This window comes from Bacillus sp. L381 (assembly GCF_030284525.1).
Classification (GTDB): Bacteria; Bacillota; Bacilli; order Bacillales; family Bacillaceae; genus Bacillus; species Bacillus amyloliquefaciens.
Genome location: NZ_CP127224.1, coordinates 2,560,617 through 2,578,681 on the forward strand (window position 1 = coordinate 2,560,617; position 18,065 = coordinate 2,578,681).

General features: G+C 46.4%; 15 protein-coding genes and 1 other annotated feature (1 of these 16 only partly in view). Of the genes, 2 read left to right on the forward strand and 13 right to left on the reverse strand.

Features of this window, described 5'->3' with window-relative positions:
* Positions 1–90 (reverse strand) — a binding site (T-box leader); it reaches 132 nt to the left of the window's first position.
* Positions 91–260: 170 nt separating this feature from the next.
* Positions 261–452, forward strand: a complete 192-nt coding sequence (locus QRX25_RS13070) for a YszA family small membrane protein (RefSeq protein ID WP_013353069.1) — start codon at positions 261–263, stop codon at positions 450–452.
* A 14-nt stretch (positions 453–466) separates the two neighbouring features.
* Here the strand turns inward: QRX25_RS13070 and ysxE are convergent, their stop codons facing one another.
* The 8 genes from ysxE to hemA all read right to left on the reverse strand — a co-directional run bounded on the left by ysxE (position 467) and on the right by hemA (position 9,450).
* Complete coding sequence (ysxE, locus tag QRX25_RS13075; RefSeq protein WP_212101742.1) at positions 467–1,489, reverse strand: spore coat protein YsxE; 1,023 nt, start codon at positions 1,487–1,489, stop codon at positions 467–469.
* Between the two features lie 33 nt (positions 1,490–1,522).
* The gene (locus QRX25_RS13080; protein WP_212098570.1) at positions 1,523–3,070 is read right to left on the reverse strand and encodes a LysM peptidoglycan-binding domain-containing protein; all 1,548 of its coding nucleotides are present in this window, start codon (positions 3,068–3,070) and stop codon (positions 1,523–1,525) included.
* 132 nt (positions 3,071–3,202) lie between these two features.
* A complete protein-coding gene (gene hemL / locus QRX25_RS13085) occupies positions 3,203–4,492 on the reverse strand; it encodes a glutamate-1-semialdehyde 2,1-aminomutase (RefSeq protein WP_212098574.1) in 1,290 nt (429 codons plus the stop codon).
* 28 nt (positions 4,493–4,520) lie between these two features.
* The gene (hemB, locus tag QRX25_RS13090; RefSeq protein WP_088613212.1) at positions 4,521–5,495 is read right to left on the reverse strand and encodes a porphobilinogen synthase; all 975 of its coding nucleotides are present in this window, start codon (positions 5,493–5,495) and stop codon (positions 4,521–4,523) included.
* Between the two features lie 2 nt (positions 5,496–5,497).
* Positions 5,498–6,280 carry a uroporphyrinogen-III synthase gene (locus QRX25_RS13095; RefSeq protein ID WP_115997708.1) on the reverse strand — a complete coding sequence of 261 codons (783 nt, stop codon included), beginning with the start codon at positions 6,278–6,280 and terminating at the stop codon, positions 5,498–5,500.
* Positions 6,270–7,211: a hydroxymethylbilane synthase gene (gene hemC / locus QRX25_RS13100; RefSeq protein ID WP_065981999.1), complete on the reverse strand. Its 942-nt coding sequence runs from the start codon at positions 7,209–7,211 to the stop codon at positions 6,270–6,272. The genes QRX25_RS13095 and hemC overlap by 11 nt, the downstream gene beginning before the upstream one ends.
* A gap of 34 nt (positions 7,212–7,245) precedes the next feature.
* Entirely contained in the window at positions 7,246–8,076 is an 831-nt protein-coding gene (locus tag QRX25_RS13105) for a cytochrome c biogenesis protein (protein ID WP_007408154.1), read from the reverse strand.
* 6 nt (positions 8,077–8,082) lie between these two features.
* Entirely contained in the window at positions 8,083–9,450 is a 1,368-nt protein-coding gene (gene hemA / locus QRX25_RS13110; protein ID WP_065982000.1) for a glutamyl-tRNA reductase, read from the reverse strand.
* Between the two features lie 196 nt (positions 9,451–9,646).
* Between hemA and QRX25_RS13115 the strand changes: the two genes are divergently transcribed.
* On the forward strand, positions 9,647–10,138 hold the full coding sequence (locus tag QRX25_RS13115) for a hypothetical protein (RefSeq protein WP_065982001.1): 492 nt from the start codon (positions 9,647–9,649) through the stop codon (positions 10,136–10,138).
* A 33-nt stretch (positions 10,139–10,171) separates the two neighbouring features.
* On the opposite strand, the gene yihA is transcribed toward QRX25_RS13115, so the two are convergent.
* From yihA to tig, 5 genes are all read right to left on the reverse strand, one after another.
* Complete coding sequence (gene yihA / locus QRX25_RS13120; RefSeq protein WP_003152626.1) at positions 10,172–10,759, reverse strand: ribosome biogenesis GTP-binding protein YihA/YsxC; 588 nt, start codon at positions 10,757–10,759, stop codon at positions 10,172–10,174.
* On the reverse strand, positions 10,756–13,080 hold the full coding sequence (gene lon / locus QRX25_RS13125; protein ID WP_115997709.1) for an endopeptidase La: 2,325 nt from the start codon (positions 13,078–13,080) through the stop codon (positions 10,756–10,758). Before lon ends, yihA begins: the two co-directional genes overlap by 4 nt.
* 198 nt (positions 13,081–13,278) lie before the next feature.
* On the reverse strand, positions 13,279–14,937 hold the full coding sequence (gene lonB, locus QRX25_RS13130; protein ID WP_212098577.1) for an ATP-dependent protease LonB: 1,659 nt from the start codon (positions 14,935–14,937) through the stop codon (positions 13,279–13,281).
* A gap of 150 nt (positions 14,938–15,087) precedes the next feature.
* Positions 15,088–16,350, reverse strand: coding sequence for an ATP-dependent protease ATP-binding subunit ClpX (gene clpX / locus QRX25_RS13135; protein ID WP_065982004.1), 1,263 nt, complete (start codon positions 16,348–16,350; stop codon positions 15,088–15,090).
* 271 nt (positions 16,351–16,621) lie between these two features.
* A complete protein-coding gene (tig, locus tag QRX25_RS13140) occupies positions 16,622–17,896 on the reverse strand; it encodes a trigger factor (protein ID WP_065522615.1) in 1,275 nt (424 codons plus the stop codon).
* Positions 17,897–18,065: the final 169 nt, after the last annotated feature.

Genomic DNA, 18,065 nt, shown 5'->3' on the forward strand with positions numbered 1-18,065 from the left:
TCCAATGAGACGGCATAAGAAGCCTTTCAGCACAGTAGCTTCTCTCTCTTCATGCGTCTTTCTTGTACTCTTCCCGTTCAAAGCAGGTGTATTCTATCAGCTCATGATCTTATTTATTATGTTCTTTATTATAGTAAAAGTGTTTTTGATTCGTCAATCATCTTTTCCAAAAACCGCTGCCGTCATACATAAATGGGCATGCACCCCGCCCTTTTCCTCACATACGATACAGAGAAAGGCGAATGTGAGGAGGAATTGCCGTGAAAAAAAGATTCAATTCTTATTCGCTCCCCCAGTGGGCCAGACAGGTCCGCCTTGTATCCGCGCAAGTCATTATACCGATTACGATCTTTCAGGGAATCAGGACGATTTTCTTTCCGACGACTTTTGATGTCCTGCTGCTTGCCATCCTGCTGTTTTTAGCGTGCGCCCTGCATTTGGAATGGATATAAAAAAACGAGTCCCGTTATGAAGAGGACTCGTTTTCCGCCTTTATTTTTTTCTCCTGCTCAATCTGATACACCTTCATGAGAAAAGGTTCAACATTTTTCATCTGCCAAAACGCCCTTAATAATTGCGAGCACTCTTCTTTTTCAGAGCCCCTTTGGGCGGTCTGATACCGTTTCAGCACTTTGTACATGCCGGACGGATAAGCCATATAGCTGAGAAACAGGCTGATTTCCGCTTCACGGAGCGGAAATGATTTATGATACGTATAAAACCAGTCAAGACACTCCGGACACGCTTTCGGATAGCTTCTGAACATTCTGGAATAAAAGCCGAGCAGATCATTTTGCGGAGGTCCCAGCGCAGCTTTCTCGAAATTGGTGAAAAACCCCGCTCCCACGTCATTATATAGAAAATGGCGGCTCGATAAGCTGCCGTGATTGATCACCGCCCTTGTCTTATCAAGATCCTTTGCCGCTTCGAACCACTCTTCCAGACGCTCCAGAGCAAAATTGACGGCGGAAACCGTTTCTGTAAGATACGTAACGGCCTGCAGTTCAAAAGGAGAAAGGTACCACTCTTTTTCCGCCCGGTCGGCAAATTGTTCATAGACAAGCTTATCATTTTCCCAATCTCTTTTCGTTGCTTCATAAAAGCTGCTGATATCTTCAGTACTGATTTGGATGTCCCGCACGGTCGCGGAGTGGAGCTTCGCAACCTCTTTAAAAAGGTAAACATGCTTTTGATCCCGTTCTTCTTCCTGATCGTACTGAAGCCAAGGCATTAAATAATAAGAATCCTCCGTCTGGCTTCCGGCAAAAAAATCGCCTGCATGCGTGCGGTAGATCGGAACAAATGAACGGTAGCCTTTCTCCTCAATCTCAATCATATGGTCCGTAAATTCATTGCTGCGGGCCGGCTTGAGCTGTTTCAAAGCAAAAATGCCGTGGTTTGAGTAGACTTTCCATACATGCGGGCTGACAGGCTCAATATACTCAGCCGCCAGCCCGTATTCCTGAAGCACTGATTGGACTGCTTCCATTCCATTCACCACATTTTTACTGCCTCTTTGTGCTTACGCATGGCTGTTTTTATATTCAGGTATATACAGAAGCTGACCTTCTTCAAGCTCGTCATCAAACGATAAAGAATTCGTTCTGATAAGCTGCTGGGATGTGATGTCATATCGTTCGCACACCCGGTCGATTGTATCTTGCTGCTGTACAATGCAAATTTTCATTCTCGAAAACTTTTCTTCTTCTCTTGTAAATAATTTTGTCAAATAATGAGAGTTGTCATTTTCCTTCTGATCCGTTTTCGGTGCCGGTTCTTCATTCTCTCTTTCGGACATAAGCGGCTCAGGCCGTTCAGATGCCGCCGGTTCTTCAGGCGGCAGTTTTGAAAACTGAAAAGACAAATCAAGAGGCTCCCCGGTTTCCTCCTCCGGCTGCGCCATCTTCCTTACCTCAATTTCAAACCCTTCATCAGTCTGGGTTTCTTCCTCAAGAAACTTAGGAGCGCTGTAAAATTCCTCTTCCCGCGGTTCCGGAACGAACTCGCGATAAGCGGGCTCCTGTTCTTCTTCAAATACCGCAGACTCCTCTTCGTCTTCCAAAACCGCAGGCTCCTCTTCGTCTTCTGCCTCCTCTTGATCACTCTGACGGAGAAGCGGTTCGGCCTCTGGCTGCTCTTCTATTTGAAGGGCGGGCTGTTCCTCAACCTCTGTTTTTTCTGCATGCGGGGTCAGAGTAAAAGCAGGGGAAACCGGTTCAACATCATCTTTTGGCTCTTCCAGCACTTCCGCTTCGTCCGCCTCAGATACAGGTTCATTCCTTTCAGCCGACATGATTGCAGGCTCCTCAGCTTCTTCCGGCTCTTCTTCGTCTTCGACGGCAGCAGGAGGAGGAGGCTCAGTAATTGAAACAGGTTCCGGCACCTCTTCCAGCCTCAGAACAGGGGCGGTTTCCTCCTCCTCTTTTTCTTCTTCCTCTTCCTGCCTGAGTATAGGCGGAGTTTCTTCCTCATTCTCCACGGTTTCTTGTGTTGTTTCTTCTTCCGATACACTCAGCGGCTCTTCAGGCATCTGACGTATCATTAATTCTGGTTCATTTTCTTCCTCGGAACGATGTTCAGCAAGATTGATCATTTCTTCTCTGGCAAATTCAGGCGCCACATACAGAGGGATCTCCGGCTCTTTTGGCTCGGTTTCCTCAAGCAGTCCTTCAATTGCCAAATCAGCCTGAATGGTTAAGATTCTTGAATCCGTCAACTGATAATCAAAGGCATCAATAAAAACGAAAACATCATTGAGGTGGCTCACTTTATTTTTCGGAATCGTGATGTCCACCGGGAAACAATGAAGAAGCTCGGCAGTGCCATCCTCCCTCGCCCTCACTTCCTCTACATGTCTCAGCTCTCTATCAAGCTCTTCGAAATGACTGCTGTGATCTATGTTGTACTCGCCAGTAAGTTCTAATGATCCTTTAATTGAGACATAATCATTTACTTCCTGCACCCTGATATCAGGGTCTAATGAAATCGAAAGTAATTCAGAAACTTCCTGTCCTTTTTGGAAACAGATTGATTCTTCAACAGAAAATTGCAACCGGTGATTATGCGGCAAGTTCATATCCTCCTTTCATCTAATCCATACAATTAGATGTCACTAAAGGTGTATGCCGCAATCCGGATAAATATGATAAAGGAGGCATTGAAAAAAGCCGATACAAGACTTGCTTGCATCGGCTTTTCGGTATCAGCGGCTGATAGTCTGGAACACTTTCTCAGCGGCTTGAATGGTTTTTTCAATATCCTCCATTGTATGCGCAGTGGAGAGAAACAATCCTTCAAATTGAGACGGCGGAAGAAATACGCCTGCGTCAGCCATCCCTTTATAATATTTGGCGAACAGCTCTAAATCAGATGATTTAGCTGTTTCATAGTTAATGACAGGCTCATTTGTGAAGAAGAATCCGATCATTGAGCCCGCGCGGTTAAACGTGTGCGGAATGCCATGTGCTTCAGCGGCTTTGGAAATGCCTTCTTCAAGCATATCGCCTTTTTTCACAAATTCTTGGTAAGATTCAGGTGTGAGCTGCTGTAACGTCTCAAGCCCCGCTGTCATGGCAAGCGGATTTCCTGACAATGTTCCCGCCTGATAGATCGGACCGCTCGGAGCGATTCGTTCCATGATTTCGGCTTTGCCGCCATACGCACCGACAGGAAGACCGCCGCCAATTACTTTGCCAAGACACGTTAAGTCAGGCGTCACACCGAAATATCCTTGCGCACAGTTATAGTCCACGCGAAAACCGGTCATAACTTCATCAAAAATTAACAGCGCGCCATTTTGTTCCGTGATGTTACGAAGCCCTTGCAAAAAGCCTTCCTGCGGCGGAACAACGCCCATATTGCCGGCTACCGGCTCAACAATGACCCCGGCGATATCTTCACCGTACTCACGGAATGCGAGTGCAACGCTTTCCAAGTCGTTATACGGAACGGTAATCGTATTCATCGCGATCCCTTCAGGAACGCCCGGGCTGTCCGGAAGGCCGAGTGTCGCCACCCCGGATCCCGCTTTGATCAGCAGCGAATCACCGTGGCCGTGATAACACCCTTCGAATTTCAAAATTTTATTACGGCCGGTATATCCTCTTGCCAGACGAAGAGCGCTCATTGTCGCCTCTGTTCCGGAGCTGACCATCCGTACGATTTCAACAGACGGCACACGGTCAATTACCAATTTGGCCAGTTCGTTTTCCACCTCAGTAGAAGCCCCGAAACTTGTCCCGTTTTCCGCTACTTTTTTCAGGCTTTCAACGACGCGGTCGTTGGTGTGGCCCAAAATGAGCGGCCCCCAGCTCAGCACATAGTCGATATATTCATTGCCGTCAATATCAAAAATTTTCGATCCTTTGCCGCGCTGCATAAAAATCGGATCCATATCAACTGATTTAAATGCGCGCACCGGGCTGTTCACTCCGCCCGGCATCAGTTTCTGCGCTTCTTTAAAAGCGGCTTTTGATTTTTCATAGCTTCTCATCTGCCTCAGCTCCCGTCAAATGAAATTCTTATTCAGCAAGCCATTTTGCTGCGTCTTTTGCATGATACGTCATAATGAGGTCGGCTCCTGCACGTTTCATGCTCGTTAAAATTTCAAGCACCATTTCTTTTTCTTTAATCCAGCCGTTTTGGGCAGCAGCTTTCACCATGGAATACTCCCCGCTTACATTATAAGCGACCAGTGGCAGGTGATGGCGGTTTTTCACATCACGCATAATATCTAAGTATGACATAGACGGTTTGACGATTAAAAAGTCAGCGCCTTCTGCGGCGTCTGATTCGGCCTCACGGAGCGCTTCCAAGCGGTTGGCCGGATCCATCTGATATGTTTTTCGGTCGCCGAACTGCGGCGTGCTGTCAGCCGCGTCGCGGAACGGACCGTAAAATTCACTTGAATATTTCACGGCATAAGACATGATCGGAATATTTGTGAATCCTTCTTTATCAAGCGCTTCTCTGATCACTGTGACAAAACCGTCCATCATATTTGAAGGAGCGATGATATCAGCGCCGGCTTTAGCCTGGCTGACGGCTGTCTGCGCCAGCAGTTCAAGCGACTCGTCATTCAGGATTACTCCGTCTTTCACAACGCCGCAATGGCCGTGATCCGTATATTCACAGAGGCATGTATCAGCGATTACGATCATTTCAGGATAATGCTTTTTAATTTCGGCAATCCCTTTTTGCACAATGCCGTGATCGTGAAAAGCCTGAGTTCCGCAGTCATCTTTTTCTTCCGGCACGCCGAAAACGATGACCGACTTAATACCGAGTGATATGAGCTCAGCCATTTCATCCTTTAATAAATCGAGTGACACATGATAAACCCCCGGCATGGAAGGAACTTCTTTTTTTCCTTCAAGCCCTTCAACGACAAATAAAGGGTAAATAAAATCTGAAGGGTGAAGACGTGTTTCTCTTACTAAATCTCTCATCGCAGCGTTCGCGCGCAAACGGCGGTGTCTGTTAAATGTTTGATTCATCATTATCTATCCTTTCCCGACATGCTGCACATGACGTCCAGCATGCCTTCAATCGTATAGGTGTCAGGCACATGGGATGAGATCCCGTATTCCAATAGCGCTTTTTCCGTCAAAGGGCCGATGCTGATGCAGCTCGCACCGCTGTTTTCCAAAGCTTTTTTTCCGTCTCCGACTGCATGCATAAACGTATGCACCGCCGAAGAACTGGTAAACGTAATAAAATCAAAATGAGAGCGGGATGCAGCCTGTCTCAGCTCGTCCATTCCTTTTTCATCCTGAATGGTATTGTACAGCACCCATTCCCTTATTTGATAGCCAAGCGGCTCAAGCTCCGCTTTTATGACATCGCGTGATAAATTGCCCTTTATCACTGAAATGGGTTCGGCTGCCGCCGCGTGCCGCTTTAATGTATCAGCCAGACATTCAGCCACATACTCATCAGGCATCGCATCCGTCCCGGCTCCCCGCTCTTTAAGAGCGCGCGCAGTCTTTTCACCGACGGCTGCGATTTTTTTCCGTCCCGAAAGCGCAAGGCCGTGCTCATCGAGGTAGGAAAAAAAGAATCGGACGCCGTTTACGCTTGTAAACACAAGCCACCCCGGCTCAGAAAGGTCTTCCCGGAGACTGTCCGCACATTCACCCGGGAGTGCTTCCTGAAAAGCGATCAGCGAAGCGGAAACAGCCGTTCCGCCGAGCGCCTCCACTTTTTTTTGAAACGGGGCGGCCTGTCTTTTGTTCCGGGTGACAAGCACGGTCTTTCCTTGTAAAGGAAGATCATTTGCCATCCTGATCGAGCTCCTGTTTTACGCTGTCGATTAATGCTTTGGCTCCTTTTTCAGACATCATCGCCGCACAGCGTTTCCCGATTTCTTCCGGATCATGTCCCGCCGCTGTTTCTTTATAAATCGTCTTTCCGTCCGGAGACGCAACAAGACCGACCAATTCAACCTCATCCCGGTCATTGACTGACGCATACCCGGCAATCGGCACTTGGCAGCCCCCTTCCATCGCGTGTAAGAAAGCCCGTTCGGCTGCCACCGTGCGTTTCGTATACTCATCGGTGAATTGCGCAAACAGCTTCAAAAGCTCCTCATCCGACTCTCTGCATTCAATGGCAAGAGCGCCTTGGCCTACCGCAGGCAGACAGCGGTCCGGTTCGAGGAATTCAGATACGACATCATCTTTCCAGCCCATTCTTGAAAGACCCGCAGCAGCTAAAATAATAGCATCATAATCTTCCGTCTCAAGCTTTTGAAGTCTCGTATCTATGTTGCCTCTGATCCATTTAATGGTAAGATCAGGACGCTCAGCAAGAATCTGGGCGCTTCTTCTTAAACTGCTCGTGCCGATGATGCCGCCTTCTTTTATGTCGTCCAGCTTTTGATGCCCCTTGGAAATCAGCGCATCACGCGGGTCCTCACGTTTCGGTATGCAGCCGATGACCAGACCCTCAGGCAAAACAGCGGGCATGTCTTTCATGCTGTGGACCGCCATATCAATCTCCTGATGTAACAGCGCCTGTTCAATCTCTTTGACAAACAGACCTTTGCCGCCTACTTTTGACAGTGTGACATCAAGGATGCGGTCGCCTTTTGTGACAATCTCCCGGATTTCAAAGTTATACGAAGGATTCAATTCCTTCAGTTTGTTAATCACCCATTTTGTCTGGGTCATAGCCAATTTGCTCCGTCTGGAACCTACCTTAATCGTTCTCATTTTCTTTCCTCCCGAATCTGTTTGGCGCGTGACGTTAACTGAACCAATGGAATTGCGACAGGCTTCCGAGCAGGAAGTAATTAATCATCAGCACGAGAAAACATGCTGAATTCCATAACGCCGCCACTTTTCCCTGCAGTTCCTTAATCATTCTGATATATAAATAGTAGCTGTATAAAAGCAGCACAATAAACGAGCCGAGCACTTTTGAATCAAACCAATACAGCGTTTCCAGAGACACATACGCCCAGATCACGCCTAATATCAAACTTAACAGCAGCATCGGAACTCCGATGACATTCAAAACGTAAGCCATATAATCAAGTTTTGACAAATCTTCAATTCTCAACAGCCATTTTCCCCATTTTTTCTTCTTTAATAAAGAATATTGAAATTGATAAAGAAGCGAAAAAACAAAAGAAAGGGAAAAAGCGCCGTATGAGAGAATCGCCATTGTGATATGGATGACCAAAAGCTCTGAGACCAGCTGGCCGGAAAAAGCAGCCGAATGCTGATCAGTCGGTGAAAACGTATGGATCGCAATCATCGAGAAACCGATGACATTCGTGAAAAACACGATAAAATCAACCCGCAGAATCTGCGTGACAACAAGTGAGAGCGTAACAAGCACCCACGCATAAAAGTAAAGGGCCTCTGTAATATTTAAGACCGGAAATCTGCCCGTCTGCCACATAAAATAAGACAGATAGACGGTTTGCAGAGTCCAGACAATAGAAAGCAACCAGAAGGCCATTTTCCCAGCCTTCCGGTTGTGTTGAAGAAAATCTATAAAGTAAAAAAGGACGCTTACTGCATAAATAACAATTGTCGCTTCATTAAGTCTTGCCATTGCTGTATCAATCATACAGCCTCACTCACTTACAAGCGGACGTAAGCCCGTTTTTGCTTCTGCCTTTTGAAACGAATGAACCGTCTGGCGGTTATCCAGGCTTTTGTCCAGCTGGCGGCCGGCCTCATCCTCAATATCGAAAATCTGCATAAACAGCTTCAGCTTTTCCTCGGAATCCGCTTCAGCCGCAATCTCTTTCGCCTTCAGAATCGGGTCGCGCAGCATCTGGTTAATGATGCTTTTCGTATGTTTGCTAAGCAGCTTTTTCTCTCTTACCGTCAGATTAGGCAGCTTGCGCTCAATGCTCTGCATCGTATCGGACTGGATCGACAGCGCCTTTTCACGCAGCGCTGAAATGACCGGCACGACGCCGAGCGTATTAAGCCACTGCTTAAACTCAACAATTGCCGCTTCAATGAACAGCTCGACTTTTTCAGCGGTTTCACGGCGTTCTTTTAAGTTGGCTTCAACGATTCCTTCAAGGTCATCAATATCGTACAGAAAAACACCTTCAAGATCGTTCAGCGCAGGATCAAGATCTCTCGGCACAGCGATGTCCACCATAAATAACGGGCGGCCCTTCCGCTGTCTGCCCGCTCTCTCCATCATATCTTTAGACACGACAAAATCACTCGCGCCTGTTGAGCTGATTAAAATATCAGCTTCAGCAAGTGCATGTTCAAGCTGGTTTAAGCTGCGAGCTTCTCCGGAGAAACGGTCAGCAAGCTCTTTTGCCTTCAAAAACGTTCTGTTGATGACCGTTACTTTGCCGATGCCCTGGCCGTGCAGGTTTTCTGCGGCGAGCTCGCCCATTTTCCCCGCACCGAGAATCAAAATGTGCTTATTTGACAGAGAGCCGAAGATTTTTTTCGCGAGCTCAACGGCCGCGTAACTGACGGAGACGGCATTGGCGCCGATATCGGTTTCAGCATGCGTGCGTTTGCCGACAGTCACCGCCTGTTTAAAGAGCTCATTGAAAATGGTGCCGATTGTCTTTTCTGTCTGCGCCGTTTTAAAGCTCGAACGGACCTGGCCGAGTATTTGTGTTTCTCCGATGACCATGGAATCCAAACCGCACGCCACACGGAATAAATGCTCGATCGCCGCATCGCTCTCATAAAATTTCAGAAACGGAGACAGTTCTTCTTTCGGCAGCGAGAACCATTCGGATAAAAATGTCTTTATATAATAACGGCCGGTATGAAGCTGGTCGACCACCGCATATATTTCAGTGCGGTTGCAGGTTGACACGATAATGTTTTCAAGAACGCTTTTTTCTTCTTTTAAACGGAGCATCGCTTCTGCAAGCTCATCCGGCTGAAAACTTATTTTTTCGCGTATTTCAATAGGGGCGGATTTATAATCTACTCCCACTACAAGAATATGCATAGCCGTTCATGCACCCCCGTACATCGCAATTTATTTGTAATCATTCTAACATAGAATTTATTATTTATAATAATTATAACATAGTTTCTTCGTGAAAATGTGAACAGATTTCAAAAATGTTATGCTATAGTATAAAAAGCTTCGTTTCCTCTGTAATCATCATACTAAAAATCCTTTACTGCGGGTAGGTGACAGGATGAAAAAAACATCAATTTTATTACCGGGACTTCTGCTTGCCGCTTCATTATTCGCATGGCTTCAGAGCGGACAGGTCCGCCTCTTTGCGAATCAGGGAGAATGGCCGGTGCTCCTTATGCTTTTGGGTGCCGTGTTCTTGTATCAGGGCAAAAAGGAAGCGGCTGGGCCTCACGTCCTTATCGGTATCCTTCTGTTCGGAATAGGTTTACACTTTTTCGCCAAACCAGAGCTCTCTTGGTGGCCGGGAGATTTCGAAATGCTGCTCTTCGTACTCGGTTTCTCCTTATTTGCGGCCGCCAGAAAAGAATATGTATACGAAGCGGTTGCCATGATTGGTTTTTCCCTCTTTTTATACTTCTTTAAACAAATTACGGCGTGGATGGAATCCTTGAATATTCCGACGGAACATTTCAAAACATACTGGCCGTATGTTTTCATCGGAATCAGCCTTTTCTTATTGTTTATCAAGCGGAACAAAACTATACGATAAAACCCAAAACGCGGCTGCGTTTTGGGTTTTTCATTACCTGCTGATCATTTTTTTAATGGCTCCCCATGCCTCATCTTTTCCTTTTTTTGTTTCAGAGGAGAATAAAATCAGCTCATCTTCAGGGTCCATATCAAGCGTCTGTTTGACAACCTTTAAGTGCTTGTCCCATTTTCCTTTTGGAATCTTATCCGCTTTTGTCGCAATGACGATAACGGGAATGCCGTAATATTTCAAGAATTCATACATGTTCACGTCCTCAGCAGACGGCGCGTGTCTGAGGTCGACAATCTGCACGCAGGCTTTCAGCTCTTCACGGGTCGTCATATAGGTTTCAATCATTCTCCCCCATGCTTCCCGCTCGCTTTTTGAAACTTTGGCAAATCCGTACCCGGGAACGTCGACAAAATGCAATTCATCATTGATGATGTAAAAGTTTAAGGTCTGTGTTTTCCCCGGTTTTGATGACGTTCTGGCCAGGTTTTTCCGATTGATTAATGAATTGATAAAAGATGACTTTCCTACATTTGATCTTCCCGCCAGCGCGATTTCCGGAAGCCCCCCATCAGGGTACTGCTCCGGTTTAACCGCGCTGATCACGATTTCTGACTTTGTAACTTTCATTTCTTCTCTCCTACTAAGGCATGTTCCAAAACGTCATCCAGATGTGACACGAATATAAACTTCAGTCCTTCTCTGACGCTTTCAGGAATATCCTCTATATCTTTTTCGTTATCTTTAGGCGCAATAATCGTAGTCAGGCCCGCTCTGTGGGCACCGAGCGCCTTTTCTTTCAGTCCGCCGATCGGAAGCACGCGGCCCCGCAGCGTGATTTCTCCCGTCATACCGACTTCGCGTTTTACCGCACGGTCCGTTAATGCCGAAACGAGCGCCGTAGCCATCGTAATTCCCGCAGAAGGGCCGTCTTTCGGCACCGCTCCTTCAGGGACATGAATATGAATGTCATGGTTCTCATGGAATGTCGGATCGATTCCGAGCTGTTCCGCTTTTGAGCGGACATAACTGAAAGCCGCCTGGGCGGATTCCCGCATGACATCTCCCAGCTTCCCGGTCAGAATCAGCTTTCCTTTTCCCGGTGACAATGACACTTCGATTGAAAGCGTGTCTCCGCCGACCGTCGTATAGGCAAGCCCCGTGACAACCCCGATTTGATCTTCAGTTTCCGCCTGTCCGTATCTGAATATCCGTTTTCCGAGGTAGTCTGCCAAATTTTTCTCTGTAACGGTAATGCGTTTTCTTTCCTCAGAAACGATGGCTTTCGCAGCTTTTCGGCAAATGGCGGCAACCTGGCGTTCAAGCGTTCTCACGCCGGCTTCCCTCGTATAATAGCGGATGATGTCGGTAATCGCCTGATCCCGAATCTGCAGGTTGCTCTTTGTGAGCCCGTGCTCTTTGATCTGCTTCGGAAGCAGGTGGTCTTTTACGATCTCCAGCTTTTCGTTTTCAGTATAGCCTGACAGGCTGATAATCTCCATTCTGTCTCTGAGAGGGCCCGGTATTGAAGCAAGGTTATTCGCAGTCGCGATAAAAAGCACTTTCGATAAATCGAACGTCTCTTCAATATAATGGTCGCTGAATGTGCTGTTTTGTTCCGGATCCAGCACCTCAAGCATTGCCGAAGACGGATCGCCTCTGAAATCAGACGACATTTTATCAATCTCATCAAGGAGAAAGACCGGATTTTGTTTCCCGGCTTTTTTCATCCCCTGTATAATACGGCCCGGCATTGCTCCGACGTATGTACGCCGATGCCCGCGGATTTCAGATTCATCGCGCACTCCGCCCAGTGAAATTCTCACAAAACGGCGCCCCATGCTCGTACTGATTGATTTTGCAAGAGATGTTTTTCCGACTCCCGGAGGTCCGGCCAGACAAAGAATCGGCCCTTTCAGCGTTTTCGTCAGCTGTTTCACAGCCAAATACTCCAGAATCCGTTCTTTCACTTTCTCTAAACCGTGATGCTCTTTGTCTAAGATTTCCCCGGCTTTTTTAATATCCAGTTTATCTTCTGTTTCGTCCGACCACGGCAGGGCGATAAGCCAGTCTATATAGTTGCGGATAACAGAGCTTTCTGCTGAGCTTGACGGCACTTTTTCGTAACGGCTTAATTCCTTAAGCGCCGTTTCTTTGACACGCTCAGGCATGCCGGCTTCTTCTATCTTCTCCGTGAGCGACTGAACTTCGCCGGTTTTCCCTTCTTTGTCGCCAAGCTCCTTCTGAATGGCTTTCATCTGTTCACGCAAGTAGTATTCCTTTTGAGTGCGTTCCATCGAACGTTTGACGCGCTGTCCGATTTTTTTCTCAATTTCCAGCACTTCTTTTTCATTATGAATAGAACGGATGACCTTATTCAGACGTTCTTTAACATCCGCCGTTTCTAAAATATCCTGCTTGTCCTTTAATTTCAGCGGGAGATGAGAAGCGACGATATCCGCCATTCTGCCGGGCTCTTCAATATCAGTCACGGCTGCATACGTTTCTGCGGAGATTTTTTTAGAAATTTTTATGTACTGGTCAAAATGGTCCAGCAGAGTCCGCATAAGCGCTTCATCTTCCACGTCTTTCGAATCGTCCTCATGCATCAGCTGTATATCGACCGAAGTATAATCTTCGAGCTCGGTGTATTCAAGGATCTGCGCCCGCTGAATTCCTTCCACAAGCACTCTGATCGTACCGTTGGGCAGCTTCAGCATTTGTTTAATTTTTGTATAAGTGCCGACGGTGAAAATGTCCTCTTCACCCGGTTCGTCTATCGAAATATCCTGCTGAGTGGCTAAAAAAATCATATGATCATGCATCATTGCCTGTTCAAGAGCTTGAACCGACTTGTCCCGGCCTACATCTAAATGTAAAACCATCGTCGGGTATACCAATAAACCTCTTAAAGGGAGGAGCGGGATGCTGCGTTTTGTATCTTCTGCCATGTGACTGACACCTCCGTGACTTTAGTATGAACCATTATAATACAACTTTTTCATCGTTGTACAATTCCGGGATCGGGCAATCATCGGCTTACCGCCTGCCCTGTATATAAAACAGTCTCTTCGTAGTATACCCTTTCTTTCTGTTCTGAAAAAGGAAAAGATGTCCTCCATAAAAAAACCCCATTATAAAAATGGGGTTTATACGGATTCCTTATTCATTTGGATATCAAACGGTTTCTGTTCTGAAGGCGGGTCTACCAATATGACGTCAAGCACTTCCTGAAACGTTTTTACCGCTTTAATGGTGATTCCGTCTATTCGTTTCAGAATGGACTGCTGATTTTCATAAGGGATAATGACCGTTTTTGCTCCGGCCTGTTTTGCGGCTTTAATTTTCGGGATGACGCCGCCGATCGGTTTGACAAGCCCTGTCAGGCTGATCTCTCCCGTCATCGCCACCGTATGGTCGATAGGGATGCGGTGAATCGCGGAAAAAATCCCCGCAGCCATCGCGATACCCGCCGAAGGTCCGTCAATCGGACCTCCGCCTGGAAAATTGACATGAATGTCATAGTCTGAAGGTTTGATGCCCATTGTGCGAAGAACCGTCAGAACATTTTCCACTGACCCCTTCGCCATACTTTTGCGGCGGATCGACTTTGATTGGCTGCCGATGCTCTCTTCCTCTGCGATTCCCGTAATATTCAGGCTGCCTTTGTCCTGTGCAGGCGTAACATTAACTTCGATTTCCAGCAATGCGCCGCTGTTCGGCCCGTAAACGGCAAGTCCGTTCACGATACCGACTTGCGGTTCATCAGCGATTTTCTGCTCATTTTTCGGCGTAAGCTGACTGGAATGAACAACCCACTCTATATCTTCTGTCGTAATTTCTTTTCTGTCCTCGGTCACCGCCATACCGGCGGCAATCTGAATCATATTGACGGCTTCGCGTCCGTTTCTCGTATATGCGGTCAGCACACCGAGAGCCTCCTCAGAAATCTCTTTCTGAATTTTGTCGGCCGCTTTTTTCGCAACGGTTTTAAGTTCATCCTTTTCCAGCTCGCGGAAAAACACTTCAAGACAGCGGGACCGGATGGCCGGCGGAATTTCATTCGGCATTCTCGTTGTCGCTCCGATCAGGCGGAAATCCGCGGGAAGCCCGTTTTGAAAAATATCATGAATATGATTCGGTATCTGCGTATTTTCCTCACTGTAATAGGCACTGTCTAAAAATACTTTCCGATCTTCAAGCACCTTCAGCATTTTATTCATCTGAATCGGGTGAAGCTCGCCGATTTCATCAATAAACAATACACCGCCGTGCGCATGGGTCACAGCCCCCTGCTTCGGCTGCGGAATGCCCGCCTGACCCATTGCCCCCGCTCCCTGATAAATCGGATCATGCACAGAACCGATAAGCGGATCGGCAATACCCCGTTCATCAAATCGCGCGGTCGTCGCATCAAGCTCAACAAAAACGGCCTGCTTTTGAAATGGTGACTGTTTATGTTTTTTCGCTTCCTCCAATACGAGACGCGCCGCAGCCGTTTTGCCGACTCCCGGAGGCCCGTAAATTATGACATGCTGCGGGTTCGGACCGCAAAGCGCTGCTTTTAATGCTTTAATCCCGTCCTCCTGGCCGACAATATCCTGAAAGCTTTTCGGCCGCACCTTCTCTGATAAAGGTTCTGATAAACTGATGGCGCGCATTTTGCGAAGCTGTTCCATTTCCTTTTTTGATTCTTTATCTATCGTCACTTTTTGTGTACGCTGGTTTTTGAGCAGATTCCAAAAATATAATCCGATGACTATCCCGAAAAACAGCTGTACAAATAATGCGATCCCTGTCCAACTCATGCTGGTCCCTCCTGAAAAAACGATTTATGTATCCAATTCATTCCTCTGTCCGCTAGTATCTCCCAGCAAAGCCCGGAATAAACATTTTTCAGAAGGGTCAGGACAAGAAAAAAACCTCCTGATCAATCCGAGTCAGGAGGTTTTGTAACGTTACGCTGATGTTTTATCTTGACCGACAACAGTGCCGTCTTTTAATACAAGACGCGGTGCTTCTCCGTCTGCCACTGTCGCTCCGGTAATGACACATTTTTCAATGTCATCGCGGGACGGCAGATCAAACATGACGTCAAGCATGATGCCTTCAATGATAGAACGCAGGCCGCGTGCGCCTGTTTTTCGCTCGATCGCTTTTTTCGCAATTTCAGATAATGCCTCTTCTTCAAAATCAAGCTCGACATCATCTAGTTCTAACATTTTCTTGTATTGTTTGACGAGTGCGTTTTTAGGTTTAGTCAGAATTTCAACCAGTGCCGTTTCGTCAAGCTGCTCAAGGCTTGCAATGACAGGAAGACGGCCGATGAATTCAGGAATCAGCCCGAAACGAAGCAAGTCTTCCGGAAGAACTTTAGAAAGCAGTTCTTCTTTTTCCAGATCTGCAACTTTATTATCAGAGCCGAAGCCGATGACTTTTTGTCCGAGACGGCGTTTAATGATTTGTTCGATACCGTCAAATGCACCGCCGCAAATGAACAGAATGTTCGTCGTATCGATCTGAATGAATTCCTGATGAGGATGTTTGCGTCCTCCTTGAGGCGGCACGCTTGCAACCGTTCCTTCAAGAATTTTCAGCAGCGCCTGCTGAACGCCTTCGCCTGATACGTCACGTGTGATGGACGGGTTTTCAGATTTACGCGCTACTTTATCGATTTCATCGATATAAATAATGCCTTTTTCCGCTTTTTCTACATCATAGTCTGCTGCCTGAATCAGTTTGAGGAGAATGTTTTCTACGTCCTCACCGACATATCCGGCTTCAGTCAGAGATGTAGCGTCCGCGATCGCAAACGGCACGTTCAGAATACGAGCGAGTGTCTGGGCAAGAAGTGTTTTCCCGCTTCCAGTCGGCCCGATTAATGAAATATTACTTTTAGAAAGCTCGACATCATCCACTTTACTGTTGGAGTTGATGCGTTTGTAATGGTTGTATACCGCAACCGCAAGTGATTTCTTCGCCTGATCCTGTCCGATGACATATTCATTCAGAATCTCACGGATTTCCTGCGGCTTCGGAACGTCTTTAAATTCGACTTCTTCTTCTGTGCCCAGCTCTTCCTCTACGATTTCTGTACAGAGCTCGATGCATTCGTCGCATATATATACACCCGGTCCTGCAACCAGCTTACGAACCTGATCTTGCGTTTTTCCGCAGAACGAGCATTTTAATTGTCCTTTTTCCTCGTTGAATTTAAACATTCTTTCACCCCTTAATCTTGTCTCACTTTTTCTTTTACCTGAAGGGCAAAAGAAAACGGTTCTTGCTACGATCGAGTATGTATTGCATTTTACCATACTTTCCAGTAAGACGGTAACAATGTGTTTCGCGCTTGCACATTCTATATGTATGACAAAAAACAGCCCGGCAATGACTATCTTGCCCCAAGAAAAAGAGTTATATCATAATTGTACAAAACAAGGCACGAATTAATCGCGCCCTGTTTTATTATGTCTATTATTATGAACCATATTAACGGTTTTCTACAAGAAAATCAATTGCTTTTCGAACTTTTAAATCTTCTTTCATCGCGTCAGTTGAACCGATTGCCTGCTTGATGTTTTCAACCGGCATGTTGTAAGCTTCAGCCATTTTAGTCAGCTCAGCTTCAACTTCTTCGTCAGTCACTTCAAGATTTTCAGCTTGAGCGATCGCTTCAAGCGTCAGGTTTGATTTTACGCGTTTTGCAGCATCTTCTTTCATTTGCTCTTTTAACGCGTTTTCATCTTGACCTGAGAATTGAGTGTAAAGCTCAAGGTTCATGCCTTGCATTTGCAGACGCTGTTCGAATTCTTTCAGCATACGGTCAAGCTCAGTGTCGATCATCGCTTGAGGAACATCAGCTTCAGCGTTTTCAGATGCTTTCAGAACAAGCTCTTCACGCAATTTAGCGTCAGCTTCGTTTTCTTTTGCTTCTTCAAGGCGTTTTTTTGTTTTCTCAGTTAATTCAGCAAGCGTTTCAACTTCTTCGTCAATGTCTTTTGCGAATTCGTCGTTAAGCTCAGGAAGCTCTTTCGCTTTGATTTCATGAATTTTCACTTTGAAAACAGCTGGTTTTCCGGCAAGCTCTTCAGCATGGTACTCTTCAGGGAATGTCACTTCAACATCCTTTTCAGCACCTGCTTCAAGACCTGTTAACTGCTCTTCGAAGCCCGGGATGAATGAACCTGATCCTACTTCAAGTGAGTAGTTCTCAGCTTTTCCGCCTTCAAATGCTTCTCCGTCAACGAAACCTTCGAAGTCAAGAACGACTGTATCGCCGTTTTCAACAGCGCCTTCTTCTTTCACGACAAGCTCAGCCTGACGCTCCTGAAGCGCTTTAAGTTCGTTTTGTACGTCTTCGTCAGTAACGGCCGTGTCATCTTTTTCGATACCTAAGCCTTTGTAGTCACCGAGTTTCACTTCCGGTTTTACAGTCACTTTTGCAGTGAAAATTAAGCTTTCGCCTTTTTCGATTTTTTCAACATCGATTTCAGGGCGGTCTACAGGCTCAATGCCGGCTTCTTCAACCGCTTTAGGGTATTCTACAGGAAGTAAAATATCTAAAGCATCCTGGTAAAGAGCTTCAACGCCGAAACGCTGTTCGAATAAACCGCGGGGAACTTTCCCTTTGCGGAATCCAGGAATAGAAACCTGTTTTACTACTTTTTTAAATGCATCATCAAGAGCTGTTTTAAACGTTTCCGCATCAACTTCAACCGTTAATACGCCTTCGTTGCCTTCTTGTTTTTCCCATTTTACAGACATGTGTTTCCCTCCAAAAATCTATTCAGGTTGTGTCGGTCTTCCATTCTAAAGCAATCCGCGGCTTTGTCAAAGAAAAAACCGCTTTGAATCAGAATCATTATGTAATGAACTGGCAGCCTGTCCAACCGTAATTCCCATTTCAGTTAAACCGCTATACATAAATACAACC